The following is a 16,786-nucleotide window of genomic DNA, read 5'->3' on the forward strand; positions in this document are numbered from 1 at the left end:
CTTTTTTGCAAGCCTCAAAACGGCCACCACGATCGAATCCACGGCATAAGAAAAACGATGGCCGGAGCGACAGCCAAAGCCGGAAGAAAATTGGCCACGCGAACATCCTTGATGTTCAGAAGCTTCAATCCAATGGCCATAATGAGCAACCCGCCGGTGGCCGACATTTCTGTGATCATCTCCGCGGAGAGCAACCGATCCAAAGCCGAGGCCATGAACGTGATCGAGCCCTGAAAGACGAGTACGCTTGCAGCCGATAGAAGCACCCCCCAGCCTAAGGTGGCCGCAAAAGCCACAGCTGCAAATCCATCCAACGTGGACTTGACGGCCAAAAGGCGGAAATCGCCGCCGAGGCCGTCTTGAATGGACCCCAGGACAGCCATGGGCCCGACGCAAAAAACAAGACTCGCCGTCACAAACCCTTCACTCAAGGACGAGCCGGATCTGGACCGAAAGAGATTTTGAAGGATTGCCCCCAACCTTTCCAAGCCGTCTTGAAGACGAAACCCCTCACCCAAAAGACCGCCCAGCAGAATCCCTCCCAGCACCAACAAAATGTTCCGGGTCTGCAGGGCCATTTGCATGCCCACAACCAAAGTGACCAGCCCGAGGCCGCTCATGACGGTGTGCTGCGTCTTTTCCGAAAGGCGCGCTCCAAGCAGACTCCCCAGCGCCGCGCCGACAACTACCGTGCTCACATTCAACACCGTCCCCAACATGCAGCCGCCCCGTTTTCCTAAAAGCATTCCGCACGCACATTTCGCCCAAGGACCCGACGTCTTTGTGACTCAAGGGCGTCAGTTTCGCGCACGCAAGTTCTCACAAGAGCTCGAAGTGCACGTCCATAACGTGCAGAAAATTCCGAATCGCCATACACCCCTTTGGCAGACAAAATACTGCAGGATGAGCCAAAAAGGAATGGATGAACCGTCCTAGGCACGTTGCCACGCAAGCGCCTCAGCGGGATTCACGGCGCTGGACCATAACGGCATCGCTTTCGTGACGCAAGAGTCAAGTGCACTTCGGACTTCCACCACAGTGCGGCTGCAAGCCAGAGCCTTTTGAGCATTCAAAGATCTGTGGTCTCGCCCTTTTTTGAAAGGGGGGCCCTTCCACCTGTCCACCACACGACAAACCGGTGAAGGTATGGGCGGCATCTGTGGCCGCCCCTGCCTTGTCGAACCACGACGGCGCAGTCCCTTGGGCCGCCACAAGCGTGCTGATTCAAGAAAAGCTTTCGGTCATGCGCCTTGCCGCGTCTTGGAAAACATGAACAGCCCTAGGAACGCGGGCTTCTCGCCCGCTCTTTAGGCGGCGCCAAGGCAGGCCCTCCGTGCCCGTGAGGCTTTGTGGGCTCGTTTCGACAATAGGATTAGGTGGTCAATAAGGTGAAGAGATCGCGCACGAAAGGCGCAAGGAACCGCCCCACGATTTCCCCCTCTGACAGCCGGTCTAGGAGCAGAACCGCCAGCAGAAGGTACGGGCCCAGTTGGTGGTAGGATTGTTCCAGGCGACTGCCTTTGGGAATGAGCATGACGGAAACCAAGGTGCCCGTCGCCATGGGCAATATGGGCACCAGGTGATACACCGCCACGGTCAAGTTGACCGCCACGACCATGAGAAACACGCGAGGATCCAGGGACAGACTCCTGAGAAGCCAGGCCAGACTGCCAAAAATGTTGGCCATGAGAAAATTGGCAAAGGGGCCGGCCGCTCGAGTCAGCACAAGGTAAAGGTCGGGATACTTGAATTTGGTTGTATCCACGCCGATCCTCTTGGACCACCCCATGCCTGTGGCTAAAAAGGACAGCGTGCCCAGCACATCCAAGTGCAGAAATGCGTTGAAGTGCAGACGGTCCTTGGCTCCAGGCCGCTTGTCGCCAAGAAGCGTTGCCGCAAACGCCTGTCCTTCCGCGTTGACCAACACGGCCACCAAAACGGCCACACAAAAGGAGACCGCATCGTCCACAGCCAAATGGGCAGGGTGCAGCACATAGGGAATAGGAAAAAGCGGGCGCGCTTCCATGGGACCTTTTCACCTCCTGTGGGGCTCTCAAACAGGAAGGCAGGAAGCCCGCTTCCTGCCTTCCTTCCGGCCACGGGGCATAGCCCACGGCCTTCAACATTGACCTTGTTCAACAACGGTTCACGGAAGAACGCCTCGTGCGGGTGCCGTGCGAGGCGTTTTCGGCCCAACTATCTTGTCTCGCCGACGGCCGTGGGCCGTTTCGTGAGCCGGCACACAATCACGGCGATGATCAAGACAATACCGGAGAGATAAAAGGCCCAGTTCAGGCTTCCCGTAACGTCCTTGATGGTCCCACCGAGGCGAGCCATGAAGAACCCGAGACCCCAGCCGAGGAACACCAAGCCGTAGTTGAACCCAAGGTTCTTGGGACCATAGAAGTCCGCCGTGAAGGAGGGCATCAAGGCAAGCCCGCCGCCGTATTGCCAGTACGCAATGCCTACGGCAAGAAACAGGAAGAACAGGTTCCTTGAAGCGATGATGGCCGGAAGCGCAAAGAGGCACAGGGCGGACACCAAGCAGTTGAGCGTGTAAGCATTGGCCCGGCCGATTTTATCCGAATACAACCCGGTGCCCACACGTCCCAAGGCGTTCACAAGCCCACCGTAGGAAGCCAGAATCCACGCGTTGGCCGCAAAGAACGGATTGCCCTTGGCCGCTTCGGCAAGAATCTTGGCCGCATTGGCGATGATCAGCAGACCCGACTGCGTCGTGCCGATGAACATGAAGACCAATGCATAGAATTGCCACGTCTTCACCATGTCGCCGGCCACCCAATCCACTTTGGTGATGCTGGGGGTCGGGCCCGCCTTGACCGGAGGTGCCGGAGGCACATAACCTTCCGGTGGCCATGCCAGCAATTGCCCCGCAATAATGGTCACCGCCGCAAACAGTATCCCCAAGAAGTAAAAGCTGTAGGACAACCCACCCGACTTGATCAGATAAGCCGCCAGGGGCGACACGTACAAAGCCGCGCCGCCGTAGCCACCCACCACAAGGCCCGCGACGAGACCCCGCTTATGCGGGCCGAACCACTTGAGGGCCGCCGGGGTCGGGGCAGCATACCCAATGCCCATGCCAATACCCCCTAGGACCCCGAAACCGAGAATGAGACCGGTGTAGCTCTTCATGAACCCGGACAGAAGACAACCGGCCGCAAGGAACAAACCACCCGTCGTGGCACCCACTTTGGGGCCGAATCTATCTTGAATGCGCCCGCCGGGAATCATCAACAGCGCAAAAATAATGACGCACAGAGAAAAAGGCACGGAGGCCTGGGCGTTGTTCAAATAGGTCCAGCCCTCGTTAAGGCCGGTCATCGCCTGCCCGACCATTTTCTCGTTGATCAGTTCTTTTGCCCAAACACTCCAGGCATACAGAATACCCAAGCACAAGTTGATGGCGGTTCCCGCAAACGTGACCACCCACGCTCTTCCTGGAACTTTATCCGCCATTTTGCTCCCTCCTTCCCTTTCGCATAGGGAGTTCACTCCTGAGACCTTTTCGGCCTTCCTTGACCGTTTCCTTCGACTCACCGGTCGTCAAAGAAACCGGTCCTCGACAAAAAGCTTCTGAATGGAAAGAGAACTGAGCGTTCGTGAGGATATGACAGGGAAAGGAGCACCAAAGGGCATGTGTGCGCTGTTCCATGGGAATGAGGCCAGGAGACGTTCCGTCAGGGAATTCCCATTGTCGTCATGGGCTTTGCCGTCGCCGCATTCTTGACTGCCTCGAAGTTCGCCGACCGTGCATTGTCGCACAACGAAGTAAGATGATTTTGAAAACAGCGAAAAATGATGAACCCTCGTTGTCACCGACTCGTGAGGGTTCCCATGCCGGCAAGCTTCTCACCTCCCTTCTTCGATGACAACATGGTTCGCCCTGCTCAAAGCATGGGAGGAATCCACTGGCAACCTCACCGAACCGCTTAGTCACGTTAGAGGCGCGCAGGAGAAAGGTGCGGAACGTTACACCGCGTGAATATGGCATGCATGAAGAGCGCAGGACTTTTCGCAGAAAGTTTATCCCAAAGAGCTTGAGGCAAGTCAAGCCGAAAAAGATCAGGATGTGCACTCCCGGGGGCCACCCATTTTAGCTCTGGATATCGAATCTCATTTATGCCAAATAACCACGATGAGCGGCGGCAGGGGAACCCCCGCGAAGAAAAAACCTCGGGGATGAAACATTCGAGCCCATCGTCTCAGAGCCTCAAGGCATGTGGGGTCTTGTTCAAGGGGGATGCACCGTGAGCCTTTTTCCTCGATTTCGCCATTGTGGGGAGACAGCCCTTTCGGTGGAGCTCGGCGAAGGCATCGACATGGACGTCAATCGGCGCGTCCATGCACTGCATGGAGCCTTAAAACGTAGGCCGCTGGCCGGAATCCTTTCCATGAACCCCACGTATCGTTCTCTTTTCATTCACTACGATCCGGCCTTATGCTCCTTTGAGCGCCTCATGCTCACGGTCCAAGAGCTCCTGGAAGAGGGCGGGGATGCCGGCAACGATTTGGCGTCGTGCGTGGACATTCCCGTCTGCTATGGTGGGGAATTGGGACCGGACCTGCCCGACGTGGCCGCTTTTCATGGACTGACCGAGGACGAGGTGGTGCGGCGCCACACGGCGGCCACCTATCATGTCTACATGATTGGGTTCACTCCGGGCTTTCCCTATCTGGGAGGTCTGGATGGCCGTATTGCCACACCCCGCAAGAAGACACCTCGGCCCAAGGTCCCCGCGGGTAGTGTGGGTATTGCGGAAAAGCAAACGGGTATCTACCCTATCGAAAGCCCCGGTGGATGGCAGATTATCGGCCGAACGCCGCTCAAGCTCTTTGACGTTCATCGAGACCCGCCTTTTTTGGTGGAGGCGGGCATGCAGGTGCGCTTTTACGCCATCTCTCGAGAAGAGTATGAAGACCTTGCATATTGAGGAAGCCGGCCTCCTCACCACCGTGCAAGATGGGGGTCGCTACGGCTACCAGGACAAGGGGGTTCCTGTATCCGGAGCCATGGACACCGCGGCCCTTAAGCTGGGCAATGCGCTCTTGGGCAACCCCCCCGATGCGGCGGCTCTGGAAATTTCCATGGGGGGATTTCGAGCGCGGTTTCTTGCTCACGCCTCCTTTGCCGTCACGGGCTTCGATCCTCAGGCTTATCTCAATGACCACCCCGTGCCTTCCTGGACCGCGTGGGCAGCCGAACCCGGGGATGTGCTCGAGCTGAGAGCCGGCAGTTCAGGCATCTGGCATTACGTGTGCCTTGCCGGAGGTCTGGACGTGCCTTTGGTGCTGGGAAGCCGGTCCACGTATCTACGCGGGCGTTTTGGAGGCTTAGATGGTCGAGCCTTGCGCCGAGGCGATGTCTTGGCGACGGGTTCACGGCAGCGCGTGGCTCCAAAGCGCCTTCCCGAAGCTCTGCGACCTCCATACCGTGACCATCCCACCATCCGCGTGATTCTGGGCCCTCAAGAAGATGCGTTTGTTCCGGAATCCATCCATGCCTTTCTGTCGGCGCCCTATCACGTGACCCCGCGCAGTGATCGCATGGGCATGATGCTGGACGGGCCTCGACTCAGGCATCGACGTTCCGCGGACATCATCTCCGAAGGGCTGGCCTTCGGAGCGATTCAGGTGCCCGGCCAAGGACTACCTTTCGTCCTTTTGGCGGATCGGCCCACCACAGGGGGCTATGCCAAAATCGCCACCGTCTTTTCCCTGGACCTGCCGCTTCTGGTGCAAACGGCGCCGGGCCGATTGGTGCGATTTCAGAGCCTTAGCCTCTTGGAAGCTCGAGAACTTTATCTGAAGCACCTCTTTGCTTTTCGGCGTTTTTTGGAACGCCATGAACGAGGGGGGGACGCGTATTCATGAGGATCGACATCAATTGCGACATGGGCGAGGGTTTTGGTTCCTACACCTTAGGTGATGATGCAGCGGTCATTCGTTCCATCACCTCGGCCAACATCGCTTGCGGCTATCATGCCGGAGACCCCTTGGTTATGGGATCCACCATTCGGCTCGCCATGGACCATGGGGTTGCGGTGGGGGCCCACCCCGGTTTTCCCGACCTCATGGGTTTCGGGCGCCGTGCTCTGGAAACCTATCCCGGAGAAGTGAAGCATTATGTGCTCTACCAATTGGGAGCCCTTTGGGGGGTAGCTCGAGCTCACGGAGCGACGGTGCAGCACGTGAAGCTCCACGGGGCCCTGTACAACATGGCCGCATTCAATGAGCGGCTGGCGCGGGAGGTCTGCGAGGCCGTCACGGCTTTTGATCCTCGGCTGATCTTGGTCACACAGCCCGAAAGCGTGCTGGCTCGAATGGCCGCACAGGAAGGCCTTGTGGTGGCTCGGGAATTCTTTCCGGACCGTGCCTACACGGATTCCGGGGCTTTGGCACCTCGTTCCATGCCCGGGGCCGTTCTTCATGACCCTCAGGAGGTGCGCGAGCGGGTGCTGCGACTGGTTCGAGAAAAGAAAGTTCGCACCATCACCGGCCAGGAACTTACCATGGAAGCGGACACGCTATGTGTTCACGGCGATACCCCGGGCGCGTGGCAGTTGGCGGCGACCATTCGACAGGCTTTGGAAGGTGCCGGCATCGAGGTGGTTCCGATGCACCGGTTTGTGGGCTGAAAGCTCAAAGGAGCGGATCTGAAGACGGACCATCCTCGACACGGTGGCGAACCTTTTTCTTGCCCTTGCCCATGGGCCTGTGCGAAAGGCGAGGTGGGTAGGTGCATGCCTGAGGGCCCACGAAGTGCAGCAAACATGACAGGAGGAGGGAAAAGCATGGCTCGAAAAGTGTGGATTCCGGTTTTCATTTTGGGTTTGCTTGTGTGCGGTTCTGCAGGGGCCGCCGACGTGGTCAAAATGAACTTAAACGCCATTTACCCGGCCACCAATTTTCATTCTCAGGGCGCTGAAGAATTCGCCAAACGCGTCAAAGAATACACCGGAGGAACCGTTGAGATTGCGGTGCATCCGGGAGGCGCCCTGGGATTTAAGGGCCCGGAACTGCTGAAAGCAGTGAAGGACGGCACGGTGCCCATGTCGGACATTCTCATGGGGGTGGTTCAGGGCAGTGAAAAAACTTTCGGCATCAGTTCTCTGCCCCGTATGGTCACGTCCTACGACGAGGCCTTCAAGCTGTACCAGAGCTGCAAGGATCTCTACGATAAGGCGGCAGCCAAGTGGAATCAAAAAATTCTTTACGTCGCGCCGTGGCCGCCCAGCGGTCTTTTCACCACCAAGGAAATCAAAACGGCCGCCGACATCAAAGGGCTGAAGACGAGGACTTACGACAAAAACGGCGCCGACTTTCTCGCCAACCTGGGCGGCAGCCCCGTGTCCCTTCCCTGGGGTGAAGTCTACGCGGCTTTGCGCACGGGCATGATCGATTCCGTGCTCACTTCCGCCGTTTCCGGACGAGACGCCAAGCTTTGGGAGGTTTTGAAATACTTCAAGAAAATCGACTACGCCTACCCGCTCAACATGGTCGTCATCAATCTGGACTACTGGAAGGCGCTCACGGCTGACCAAAAAGCGGCCATGGAAAAAGCGGCCATTGAGGTACAGGAAATGCAGTGGAAAAAATCTGCCGCCGACAACGCAGAATCTCTGAAAGCCATAGAAGAAAACGGCATCGCGATTTCTGAGACGGACGCCGCTTTGGCCGCGGAATTGGATGCCGCCGCAGATGCCATCATCAAGGATTTCGTGGCGAGTGCCGGAGCGGATGTGGCCGCCGTGGTGGAAGGCTATCGGAAAAGTCAAAAGTAGAACATGTTGTGCGGCCGACGTGCGATGCGTGCGGGGAATCGCACGTCGGCGAGCACGCGGGGCTGTGCGCTCTGCCACACAGTTTGTCTAATCAAGCCCATGGGGCTTGACGGAGCAGGAGCGCCGCACGGCGCGATCCCCTGTCGCGGCTGGTACCGCTCCCACCACGCGTCTCAAGCTCGGACGACTTGATCAAGGATGGCGCCATGGGCGTTGCGTGGCAGTGGCTACAGACCCTTGAACTTCTCTTGCAACGAGACGGCACGGTATGGAAAAAATTTTTCGATGGTCCAAAAAAGTTTCTGACTGGGCGGCTCTCATTTCCTCAGCGGCCATGTTGTGCATTGTCCTTCTCATCCTTCTGGAAGTGTTCGTGCGATCTTTTTTAAACACCTCCACCATGATCGCCGACGAATACAGCGCCTACATGTACGTGGTCCTGGTCTTCTTCGGCCTGGGCTACACGCTGGCCACCGACGGGCACATTCGCGTAAAAGTCATCTCATCTCGCCTCAACGAACGAGGCCAAGCCCTTTTGGATCTTTGCGCCACCGTGGTGGCTTTGGGGTTGGCAGGATTTGCCCTAAAGTTTTCCGTTGCTCTCGTCTGGGAGGCCTACAGCCTGCGCATGGTCTCCGAGACCCCTGCCCAAACCCCCATGTGGATTCCTCAAGTGGCCATCCCCTTGGGCCTTCTCCTCTTCATGGTACAACTCTTGGCCCACGGTCTCGCTGCTGCGTCGCGCTGGAAGGCATCGCGATTCCGTCCGTGATGTTTCATGCCCTGCTTGACAGAAAGTCTGGAGAACCGAGCACATGATCGCAGATCCTTTTGTGCTTTCCATCACCGTTTTTTCCATTATGTTTCTGTTCTTGCTATCCGGCTTATGGATCGGATTTTCTTTGATGGCCGCCGGCGTCGCGGGCATGCTTCTCGCCGATCTGAACCTGCCACCCGGCTTTTCTGTTTGGACTAAGATCGGAAACCTCCTCGTCAATTCTATGTGGAACAGTGTCAATTCTTGGTCCCTTACGGCCCTGCCTCTTTTCGTATTCATGGGCGAACTGCTTCACCGAACCGCCGTTTCGGATAAATTGTTCAACGGTCTGGTGCCCTGGCTGAATCGCATTCCCGGCAAGCTTTTGCATATCAATGTCTTTGCGTGTTCCTTGTTTGCCGCGGTCTCGGGATCCAGTGCCGCCACCACGGCCACCGTCGGCAAAATCACGCTGGACGAACTTTCCAAGCGCGGCTACAGCGAATCCATGGCTTTAGGATCCCTGGCCGGGGCCGGAACTTTGGGCTTCATGATTCCGCCCAGCCTCATCATGATCATCTACGGTATTCTGTCCGACACATCCATTGGGCAGCTTTTCATCGGCGGCATATTCCCCGGATTGCTCCTGGCCGGTGGTTACAGCTTCTACATTGCCTTGCGAGCCATCGTGACCCCGGACATTGTGCCCTCTCAGGAAGAATCCTTCACCTGGGCGCAACGCTTTCGATCCCTGCGGGATTTGGCGCCGGTCCTGTTCCTCATCGCCGTCGTCCTGGGCGGCATTTACCTGGGCTACACCACACCGACTGAAGCCGCGGCTATAGGCGTGCTGGGGGCTTTTGTTCTCGGTGTTCTTTTCCGCACCATGAGCTGGTCGATCTTTAAAGACGCACTTTGGAGCGCCGTGCGCACATCCACCATGATCACTTTCATCATTGTGGGGGCCGCCTTCTTAAGCCAGGTGGTCGGCTTTTTGGGCATCACCACGACGCTCAGCCGCTTTATTGCCGATTTGCATCTCTCCCCTTACATGCTCATTTTCATTTTAGGTCTTATGTACATCTTTCTCGGTATGCTTCTTGACGGCATTTCCCTGGTGGTCATGACCCTGCCCATTGTTCTGCCCATGATCCTTCATGCGGGTTTTTCACCCTTGTGGTTCGGTATTTTCTTAGTTTTCATGGTAGAACTGTCTCAAATCACGCCACCCGTTGGATTCAGCATCTTTGTGTTGCAGTCCATGAGCCACAAAGACGTGGGGTTCATTCTCAAGGCCACTTTCCCCTTTTTTGTGATCATGGTTGTCACGGTTGTTCTGGTCACGGTATTCCCTCAAATCGCCCTGTTTCTTCCACAGAAAATGATTGGATGAATTTCATTCACTCCAGAGCGGAGAAACAATTGACACCGTAACTGCTTTGGATTACAAGCCCATGGGACGGTCAAGGATCTCCCGCGAGAGTTCACATCGGTGACGGTTGTGACAGCGCGTGCATAGCGAAAAATGTTTTTCTGGGAGACCTTCTTCCATGAACGATCCGTGCCGGCATCAGCCTGCGGAGGGCTTGCAAGAGCGTCCCGCTTCAGTACGTTCCCTCCGAGTGGTCTTTGGGATCCTTCGTCAGAACCTCCAATTCAAGGCATTCCGCCCATTCCAAAGGAGCATCCATGCGTTCCATCCATGTGGATGACATCGTGCGAACCGTCCGGGACCTGGCCATGCGCGCTAACACGGAATTAGGAGAAGACGTAGTGCGGGCCTTTGAGGCCGCTCTGGAGAGGGAAGAATCCCCCACGGGCCAGGACATCCTCAAGCGATTAATCGAAAACGCTCAGATTGCCCGCGAGGAAAAGATCCCCATGTGCCAGGACACGGGCTTTGCCGTGGTTTTTGTGGAACTGGGTCAGGACGTGCACATTGTCGGGGGGGCTTTGCGAGACGCCATCGAAGAAGGGGTGCGCCAGGGATACCGGGACGGGTATCTGCGAAAGAGCATCTGCCATCCCTTCACGCGGCAGAACACGGGCGACAACACCCCTGCCATTGTTCACATCGATCTTCAGCCCGGGGACCACTTTCGCCTCACCCTGGCGCCCAAGGGAGGCGGCAGCGAAAACATGAGCCGCGTGACCATGCTCACCCCCGCCGTGGGCGTCCAAGGAGTTAAGGACTTCGTGGTCCAGCGGGTCAAGGAATCAGGTCCCAATCCGTGCCCCCCGACCATCGTGGGGGTCGGCATCGGGGGCACCTTTGAACAGGCGGCGCTTTTGGCCAAAAAGGCCTTGCTGCGCCCTCTGGGCAGCCTTAATCCGGACCCTGAACTGCAGGCCCTGGAAAAGGACTGGCTGGAGGCCATCAACCGCCTTGGCATCGGCCCGCAGGGACTGGGAGGACGCATCACTTCCCTTGCCGTGCACATTCAGATGATGCCATGCCATATTGCCAGTCTTCCCGTAGCGGTGAATATTCAGTGCCATGCCGCGCGTCACAAGGAAGCCTCGCTGTAGGCCAGCCTCGTGGTTTCGATATGTGGAACCCGCGCGCCGAAGCCTGGCGCACCGAGGAGATTTTTCATGATGCCCAATGCCATCCTTTTGAAAACGCCTTTAAGTGAAAGCGACGTGACGGCCCTTAGAATCGGGGATCGTGTGCTCCTCAACGGTGTGGTCTACACCGCTCGAGACGCCGCCCACAAACGGCTGGTGGAGCTCTTGGAACGGGGAGAGCCGTTGCCTCTTCCCCTGGAAGGCCAGGTGATTTATTACGTGGGACCGTCCCCGGCGGCGCCCGGTCGACCTGTTGGGGCGGCGGGGCCGACCACCAGCTACCGCATGGACGCGTATGCCCCCGTCCTCATTGGCCATGGCCTGCGAGGCATGATCGGCAAGGGGGCTCGCAACGAAGCCGTCAAGGAAGCCCTGCGCCGAAGCAAAGCCGTCTATTTTGCGGCTATTGGCGGCGCCGGGGCCCTCATGGCTCGAAGCATTGTATCGGCGGAAATCATCGCCTACCCGGAACTGGGTCCAGAGGCGGTGCGCAGGCTGGAAGTCAAGAACTTTCCGGTGATTGTGGCCAACGACGTGCACGGTGGCGACCTCTATGAAGAAGGGGTGCGTCTCTATGCCCAAGATGCCTGATGGAATCCATCGGTGACCTTCCCGGCCATTGGTTTTCGGCGCAGCTTCACCGCTGTTCCGGGCTTTGCGTGCGGGAAAGGTTAAGTCTTCCGTTCAGACGAGGAGGTTTTTTCATGAAAAAGGTCGTGTTTCAACCCAAGGTTCGTTACAAGATGCATCCGGGTTACTTGGCCTGGATCCTTCACCGTGCCACGGGCATCCTTTTGGGCCTCTATCTCTTTCTTCACATTTGGGTGATCCACCATCTGGCTCAAGGCGAGGAAGCCTTTAACGAGGTGATGGCCGTCGTGCAGTCACCTCTGTTTCATCTGCTCGAAATCGGCTTGTTGGCAACGGTGGTTTATCACGGGTTGAACGGAATGCGCGTGGTTTTCATCGACTACGGCAATCTGGCTCATCGACAGATCATGCGCAAGGCGGTTTATGCCGTCTTGGCGGTGTCTGCCGTGTTGGTCGCCGCCGGAGCCGTTCCAATGCTTCGGCTGGCCTTGGGCCTCTAAGGGAAGGAGGGCAACATGTTGGGAAAGTCTTTCGGATCCGGTCGGTCCGGAGCCTTTGATTGGTTCTTTCAGCGGGTATCCGGAGTAGCTTTACTGATCACCTTGTTCCTCCACTTCTGGGTTCTGCATTATGCCACGCAAGGGCCTGTGACGTACCAAAAGGTCATGGCCCGCTTGGTCTCTCCGGCCTGGAAAGCCCTGGACATCGCCTTTTTGGTTTTCGCCGTTTATCACGCCATGAACGGGTTCAAGATGATCCTTGATGATTACGTGCACGCACCGGGCCTTCGAGCGGTGCTCGTGGGGGCTTTGTGGGTTGTGGCCATCGGATTCTTCGGGCTGGGCCTCCTCACCATCGTCACGCTCAAAGTGCAAGCCTAGCGACAAAGGAGCGAATACCATTATGAGAGATATTCCCGTCACAGTCCATAAACATGATGCTTTGATCGTGGGCGCCGGGGGTGCGGGGCTTCGAGCGGCCCTGGAAGCTTCCAAAAGCGTCAATACGGCGGTGATCACTCAGGTGTTTCCCACGCGATCCCACACCGTGGCGGCACAAGGAGGCGTGGCGGCTTCCCTGAGCAACGTGGAACCCGACGACTGGGTGTGGCACATGTTTGATACCATCAAGGGAAGCGATTACCTGGGCGACCAAGACGCCATTGAGCTCATGTGCCGCATGGCCCCGGAGGTGGTCATTGAATTAGAGCACATGGGCATGCCCTATAGCCGCCTGCAGGACGGTAAGATTTTTCAGCGCCGCTTCGGAGGCCATACCAAGAACTTCGGCAAGGAAGCCATCTGCCGCACCTGTGCCGCCGCAGACCGCACGGGCCATGCCATGTTGCACACGCTTTATGAACAGTGCGTGAAAAACCAGGTCATCTTTTACAGTGAGTTTTTTGCCCTGGAACTGCTCATGAACGAAGGGCATGTGGTGGGCGTTTTGGCCTGGGACATCGCCAACGGCGGCTTTCATATCTTTCATGCCAAAGCCACGCTATTTGCCACGGGAGGTTACATTCGCGTCTACAAGACAAACTCCAACGCCCACATCAACACCGGGGACGGCCTTTCCCTGGCGCTACGGGCAGGGCTGCCCGTAGAAGACCTGGAATTTGTGCAATTTCATCCCACGGGCATTTACGGGGTCGGCAATCTCATTACGGAAGGGGTCCGCGGCGAAGGCGGCTATCTGCTGAATAAGGACGGCGAGCGATTCATGAAGCGCTACGCGCCCACAGTGTGGGATCTGGCTTCTCGGGATGTGGTGTCTCGAGCCATGGCCGAAGAAATGCGGCAAGGACGAGGCTGCGGCCCTAAAGGCGACTATATCTTGCTTAAACTAGATCACCTCGGCGCGGAACTCATCCACGAGCGGCTTCCCGGCATTTGGGAGTTGGCCTACGTTTTTGCTCACGTGGACTGCACCAAGGAACCCATTCCTGTGACACCCACCGCGCATTATTCCATGGGCGGCATTCCCACGAACCGCTTTGCGGAAGTGGTCGTCGGCAACATGGAAAAACCCGAAGAGCCGGTCAAGGGATTCTACGCCGCCGGCGAAGCCGCGTGTGCTTCGGTACACGGAGCCAATCGGCTGGGATCCAACTCCCTTTTGGATATTATGGTCTTCGGTAAGGTGGGCGGTCAGCGCATGGCGGAATTTGCCCAATCCTTGCCAGAGCATGTTCCTCTTCCGGAAAACGCCGGTCGGAAAGGCATCGAAGAAGTGACGAATCTTCTCAACGGCACCGGCTCCGAGCGTATGGGACCTATTTGGAACGAACTCAAGGAGACCATGGAGCTCAATTGCGGCGTTTTTCGCACCGAGGAAACGCTGGCCACCCAGCGCGGGATTCTCAAGAAGCTGTGTGAACGCTTCAAAAACGTCGGCATCGCCGACAAGGGATTGACCTTTAACCTTGACCTCATTGAAACGCTGGAACTGGGGCACATGCTGGATTTTTCCAAAGCCATCGTGGAGGGGGCTCTGGCCCGCCAGGAAAGCCGTGGCGCACATTACCGCGACGATTACCCGAAACGGGACGATGCGAAGTGGCTCAAACACACCCTGGCTACTATGGACGAAGACGGCACCATCACTTTGGACTACAAGCCGGTGCGGATGAAGCCCTTAAGCGTGCCGACCTTTGAACCTAAAGAACGGGTCTACTAGGGGGTATTCGAGAAATAACGCTGTGGAAGCGCTGCCAGGTGCGAGACCGCATCGTGCCGTACGACGCGCCGGTAGCGGGAAAGCACAAAGGCCGTGAGGATAGGCCCCTAATGAGTGAACTGCAGTCCTGAGCCGTGGAAAGGATTCTCTCCCAAAAGAGGTGCTAGAGATGGCGAAGACCGTGACATTCTCTATCTTTCGATATGATCCGGAAAAGGACAGCCGGCCACGTTACCAGGATTATCGCGTGGAACTGCGCCGGCCCGGCATGATGGTCCTGGACGGCCTCAACCAAATTCGCTGGGAACAAGACGGCACGCTGGCCTATCGCCGCTCGTGCCGAGAAGGCGTGTGCGGTTCCGACGGATTAAATATTAACGGGGTTAACATGTTGGCCTGCATCACGCACATCGAGGACTTAAAAGAACCCATCGTGGTGCAGCCCCTACCCTCCATGCCAGTCATCAAAGACTTGGTGGTGGATTTCACGGACTTCTATGCCAAGTACTTTCTCGTGAAGCCCTATCTGATTACCAAGACGCCACCCCCATCGGACCGAGAACGATTGCAAAGTCCCGTGGATCGCAAGAAACTGGACGGGTTGTACGAGTGCATTTTGTGTGCCTGTTGCAGCACTTCCTGCCCCAGTTTCTGGGCGGACCCTCAGTACTTGGGACCTGCGGCGCTGCTGAAGGCCTGGCGTTTCATCGCCGACTCTCGCGATGAGGGTGCCGACGAACGGTTGGAAATCATCAACGACCGCGACGGAGCCTGGCGGTGCCACACTATTTTGAACTGTGTGGAGGCATGCCCCAAGCAGCTGAACCCCACGGAAGCCATCGCGCAATTGAAAAAAGCCATCATACACCGCAAGTTTTAGCCGTGCTTCATATGAGGCGAAAGGGCCTGGCGTGAGGCAAGACGAGGTGAAGGCCTTTCCGCGGGTCCTTCACGTTTCCTTTTCCGTTCCCATGTCTTTATGGTCGGGTGCAAGGGCGCCAAGGCCTAGAGCCGGCGTTGATGTTCCGCCTCCGCCCAGTTACATTTGTCTCTGAAGGATACCTTGAAAGCCCGGCTTCAAGGGAAGCCGCGTTTCGCTAGGCCACGGACGGTGACATAACGCCATGGAGAAGGAGGGCTGCGTATGCCGACCCACCACGACGAAAGCCATGAACTGAAGGATCTCAAGCTGGGGCACAAGCTTAAAGATTTACGAGATAAATTTCGCCTGACCATCCAGGACCTGGCAGCACGCACGGGTCTTGACGCCGAAACGCTCACCCACATCGAAAGCGGCGCCCTCGTTCCCCCTGTGGCCACGCTCCTTAAACTGGCCAAGACCTTTCAGGTGGGTCTGGCCTATTTCTTTGAAGACCAGCCCGGTGGCGTCAAGATCTCCCTGATGCGCAAAGCGGATCGTAAGCGCTTGGAAAGACGGCCGCACCACATGTCCGGGGAAGTGACTTATATTTACGAAACGCTGGAGAACAGAAAGCCAGACAAACACATGGAGCCGTTCCTGGTGGAGTTTCCGGCCATGCCCACAGAGGACATGGTCTTTGTGAGCCATGAGGGTGAGGAGTTTGTATACCTCATGGAAGGGCGCCTGGAATTTCGGACGCCGGATCGCGTGGAGATTTTGGAACCCGGAGATAGCATCTATTTCGATTCCGATGTCAGTCACAGTTTTCGGTGTGTGGGGGAAGGCACGGCCAAGGCCGTAGTGGTGGTGTGGAGCCGCCCTTAGGCGCAAACAAGGATGGCGACAATGATGGAAGTGCGATTTCATGGGCGTGGCGGTCAGGGAACGGTGGTAGCTTCTATCCTCATGGCCAAGGCTTTCTTTCGGGCAGGCTATTTTGTGCAGAGTTTTCCTTTGTTCGGTGTGGAAAGGCGGGGTGCACCCGTAGAAGCCTATCTGCGCCTGGATAAGACCAAGATTTTGATACGAACCAACCTCTATGCGCCGGATCATGTGGTGGTTCTGGACCCCTCTTTGGTCACGGCGGTGGATGTGACGCGCGGCTTGAAGCCTGGGGGGTGGATTCTGATCAATGTGCCGCAAGGCATGGACCTGCCGCCTTCCTTTGCGCCCTTTCGCGTGGCCACGGTGGATGCCACACGCATTGCGCAGAAGCATGCCTTAGGCACGCGTACGCATCCCATCGTGAATACGGCCATGATGGGGGCTTTCGCGCGGGTTCTCGGCGAGCCACCCCTGGAAGCGGTCATCCATGCCATACGGGAAGAAATTCCCGTGAAGCTTGAAAACAATATCGCTGCAGCCCGCGAAGCTTTTGAAGCCGTGATCCTTGAGGGGGCACGTGCGGGTCGAGCGGCTCATGGCGTGTCCTTGACCATCCGTCCATCCACCTCTGTGTGACGG

17 protein-coding genes are annotated in these 16,786 nt (G+C 57.2%); 14 read left to right on the top strand and 3 right to left on the bottom strand.

Features of this window, described 5'->3' with window-relative positions; all coding sequences use genetic code 11:
- Positions 1-14: 14 nt before the first annotated feature.
- From EDC27_RS01235 to EDC27_RS01245, 3 genes are all read right to left on the bottom strand, one after another.
- The gene (locus EDC27_RS01235) at positions 15-719 is read right to left on the bottom strand and encodes a DUF554 domain-containing protein (protein WP_123289138.1); all 705 of its coding nucleotides are present in this window, start codon (positions 717-719) and stop codon (positions 15-17) included.
- A gap of 653 nt (positions 720-1,372) precedes the next feature.
- Complete coding sequence (locus tag EDC27_RS01240; protein ID WP_123288799.1) at positions 1,373-2,026, bottom strand: zinc metalloprotease; 654 nt, start codon at positions 2,024-2,026, stop codon at positions 1,373-1,375.
- 170 nt (positions 2,027-2,196) lie between these two features.
- Positions 2,197-3,480 (bottom strand): L-lactate MFS transporter, encoded by a 1,284-nt coding sequence (locus EDC27_RS01245; protein ID WP_123288800.1) that lies wholly within the window; start codon positions 3,478-3,480, stop codon positions 2,197-2,199.
- Positions 3,481-4,271: 791 nt separating this feature from the next.
- Between EDC27_RS01245 and pxpB the strand changes: the two genes are divergently transcribed.
- The 14 genes from pxpB (at position 4,272) to EDC27_RS01315 (ending at position 16,783) form a co-directional block, all read left to right on the top strand.
- The gene (gene pxpB / locus EDC27_RS01250) at positions 4,272-4,955 is read left to right on the top strand and encodes a 5-oxoprolinase subunit PxpB (protein WP_211334731.1); all 684 of its coding nucleotides are present in this window, start codon (positions 4,272-4,274) and stop codon (positions 4,953-4,955) included.
- Positions 4,936-5,895, top strand: coding sequence for a 5-oxoprolinase subunit C family protein (locus tag EDC27_RS01255; RefSeq protein WP_123288802.1), 960 nt, complete (start codon positions 4,936-4,938; stop codon positions 5,893-5,895). The genes pxpB and EDC27_RS01255 overlap by 20 nt, the downstream gene beginning before the upstream one ends.
- Entirely contained in the window at positions 5,892-6,659 is a 768-nt protein-coding gene (locus EDC27_RS01260; protein WP_123288803.1) for a LamB/YcsF family protein, read from the top strand. Before EDC27_RS01255 ends, EDC27_RS01260 begins: the two co-directional genes overlap by 4 nt.
- Before the next feature lie 156 nt (positions 6,660-6,815).
- Positions 6,816-7,805, top strand: coding sequence for a TRAP transporter substrate-binding protein (locus EDC27_RS01265; RefSeq protein ID WP_123288804.1), 990 nt, complete (start codon positions 6,816-6,818; stop codon positions 7,803-7,805).
- Positions 7,806-8,073: 268 nt separating this feature from the next.
- Complete coding sequence (locus tag EDC27_RS01270; protein WP_123288805.1) at positions 8,074-8,577, top strand: TRAP transporter small permease subunit; 504 nt, start codon at positions 8,074-8,076, stop codon at positions 8,575-8,577.
- 43 nt (positions 8,578-8,620) lie between these two features.
- Positions 8,621-9,955, top strand: coding sequence for a TRAP transporter large permease (locus EDC27_RS01275; RefSeq protein WP_123288806.1), 1,335 nt, complete (start codon positions 8,621-8,623; stop codon positions 9,953-9,955).
- A 296-nt stretch (positions 9,956-10,251) separates the two neighbouring features.
- Positions 10,252-11,091 (top strand): fumarate hydratase, encoded by an 840-nt coding sequence (locus tag EDC27_RS01280; RefSeq protein WP_123288807.1) that lies wholly within the window; start codon positions 10,252-10,254, stop codon positions 11,089-11,091.
- Between the two features lie 66 nt (positions 11,092-11,157).
- Positions 11,158-11,721: a Fe-S-containing hydro-lyase gene (locus EDC27_RS01285; RefSeq protein WP_245994146.1), complete on the top strand. Its 564-nt coding sequence runs from the start codon at positions 11,158-11,160 to the stop codon at positions 11,719-11,721.
- Positions 11,722-11,834: 113 nt separating this feature from the next.
- Positions 11,835-12,221, top strand: a complete 387-nt coding sequence (sdhC, locus tag EDC27_RS01290) for a succinate dehydrogenase, cytochrome b556 subunit (protein WP_170161501.1) — start codon at positions 11,835-11,837, stop codon at positions 12,219-12,221.
- A gap of 15 nt (positions 12,222-12,236) precedes the next feature.
- Complete coding sequence (gene sdhD, locus EDC27_RS01295; RefSeq protein WP_123288809.1) at positions 12,237-12,602, top strand: succinate dehydrogenase, hydrophobic membrane anchor protein; 366 nt, start codon at positions 12,237-12,239, stop codon at positions 12,600-12,602.
- 22 nt (positions 12,603-12,624) lie between these two features.
- On the top strand, positions 12,625-14,400 hold the full coding sequence (gene sdhA, locus EDC27_RS01300) for a succinate dehydrogenase flavoprotein subunit (RefSeq protein WP_123288810.1): 1,776 nt from the start codon (positions 12,625-12,627) through the stop codon (positions 14,398-14,400).
- 169 nt (positions 14,401-14,569) lie between these two features.
- Entirely contained in the window at positions 14,570-15,280 is a 711-nt protein-coding gene (locus tag EDC27_RS01305) for a succinate dehydrogenase iron-sulfur subunit (protein ID WP_123288811.1), read from the top strand.
- Between the two features lie 264 nt (positions 15,281-15,544).
- Complete coding sequence (locus tag EDC27_RS01310; protein WP_123288812.1) at positions 15,545-16,147, top strand: helix-turn-helix domain-containing protein; 603 nt, start codon at positions 15,545-15,547, stop codon at positions 16,145-16,147.
- A gap of 21 nt (positions 16,148-16,168) precedes the next feature.
- Complete coding sequence (locus tag EDC27_RS01315) at positions 16,169-16,783, top strand: 2-oxoacid:acceptor oxidoreductase family protein (RefSeq protein ID WP_123288813.1); 615 nt, start codon at positions 16,169-16,171, stop codon at positions 16,781-16,783.
- The last annotated feature ends 3 nt before the right edge of the window (positions 16,784-16,786 follow it).

Source organism: Desulfosoma caldarium (genome assembly GCF_003751385.1).
GTDB classification, from domain to species: domain Bacteria; phylum Desulfobacterota; class Syntrophobacteria; order Syntrophobacterales; family DSM-9756; genus Desulfosoma; species Desulfosoma caldarium.

Bases quoted from the DNA above. Each gene is read 5' to 3' on its own strand.
- EDC27_RS01235 (WP_123289138.1), bottom strand. From the start codon at position 719: ATGTTGGGGACGGTGTTGAATGTGAGCACGGTAGTTGTCGGCGCGGCG.
- EDC27_RS01240 (WP_123288799.1), bottom strand. From the start codon at position 2,026: ATGGAAGCGCGCCCGCTTTTTCCTATTCCCTATGTGCTGCACCCTGCC.
- EDC27_RS01245 (WP_123288800.1), bottom strand. From the start codon at position 3,480: ATGGCGGATAAAGTTCCAGGAAGAGCGTGGGTGGTCACGTTTGCGGGA.
- EDC27_RS01255 (WP_123288802.1), top strand. From the start codon at position 4,936: ATGAAGACCTTGCATATTGAGGAAGCCGGCCTCCTCACCACCGTGCAA.
- EDC27_RS01260 (WP_123288803.1), top strand. From the start codon at position 5,892: ATGAGGATCGACATCAATTGCGACATGGGCGAGGGTTTTGGTTCCTAC.
- EDC27_RS01265 (WP_123288804.1), top strand. From the start codon at position 6,816: ATGGCTCGAAAAGTGTGGATTCCGGTTTTCATTTTGGGTTTGCTTGTG.
- EDC27_RS01270 (WP_123288805.1), top strand. From the start codon at position 8,074: ATGGAAAAAATTTTTCGATGGTCCAAAAAAGTTTCTGACTGGGCGGCT.
- EDC27_RS01275 (WP_123288806.1), top strand. From the start codon at position 8,621: ATGATCGCAGATCCTTTTGTGCTTTCCATCACCGTTTTTTCCATTATG.
- EDC27_RS01280 (WP_123288807.1), top strand. From the start codon at position 10,252: ATGCGTTCCATCCATGTGGATGACATCGTGCGAACCGTCCGGGACCTG.
- EDC27_RS01285 (WP_245994146.1), top strand. From the start codon at position 11,158: ATGATGCCCAATGCCATCCTTTTGAAAACGCCTTTAAGTGAAAGCGAC.
- sdhC (WP_170161501.1), top strand. From the start codon at position 11,835: ATGAAAAAGGTCGTGTTTCAACCCAAGGTTCGTTACAAGATGCATCCG.
- sdhD (WP_123288809.1), top strand. From the start codon at position 12,237: ATGTTGGGAAAGTCTTTCGGATCCGGTCGGTCCGGAGCCTTTGATTGG.
- sdhA (WP_123288810.1), top strand. From the start codon at position 12,625: ATGAGAGATATTCCCGTCACAGTCCATAAACATGATGCTTTGATCGTG.
- EDC27_RS01305 (WP_123288811.1), top strand. From the start codon at position 14,570: ATGGCGAAGACCGTGACATTCTCTATCTTTCGATATGATCCGGAAAAG.
- EDC27_RS01310 (WP_123288812.1), top strand. From the start codon at position 15,545: ATGCCGACCCACCACGACGAAAGCCATGAACTGAAGGATCTCAAGCTG.
- EDC27_RS01315 (WP_123288813.1), top strand. From the start codon at position 16,169: ATGATGGAAGTGCGATTTCATGGGCGTGGCGGTCAGGGAACGGTGGTA.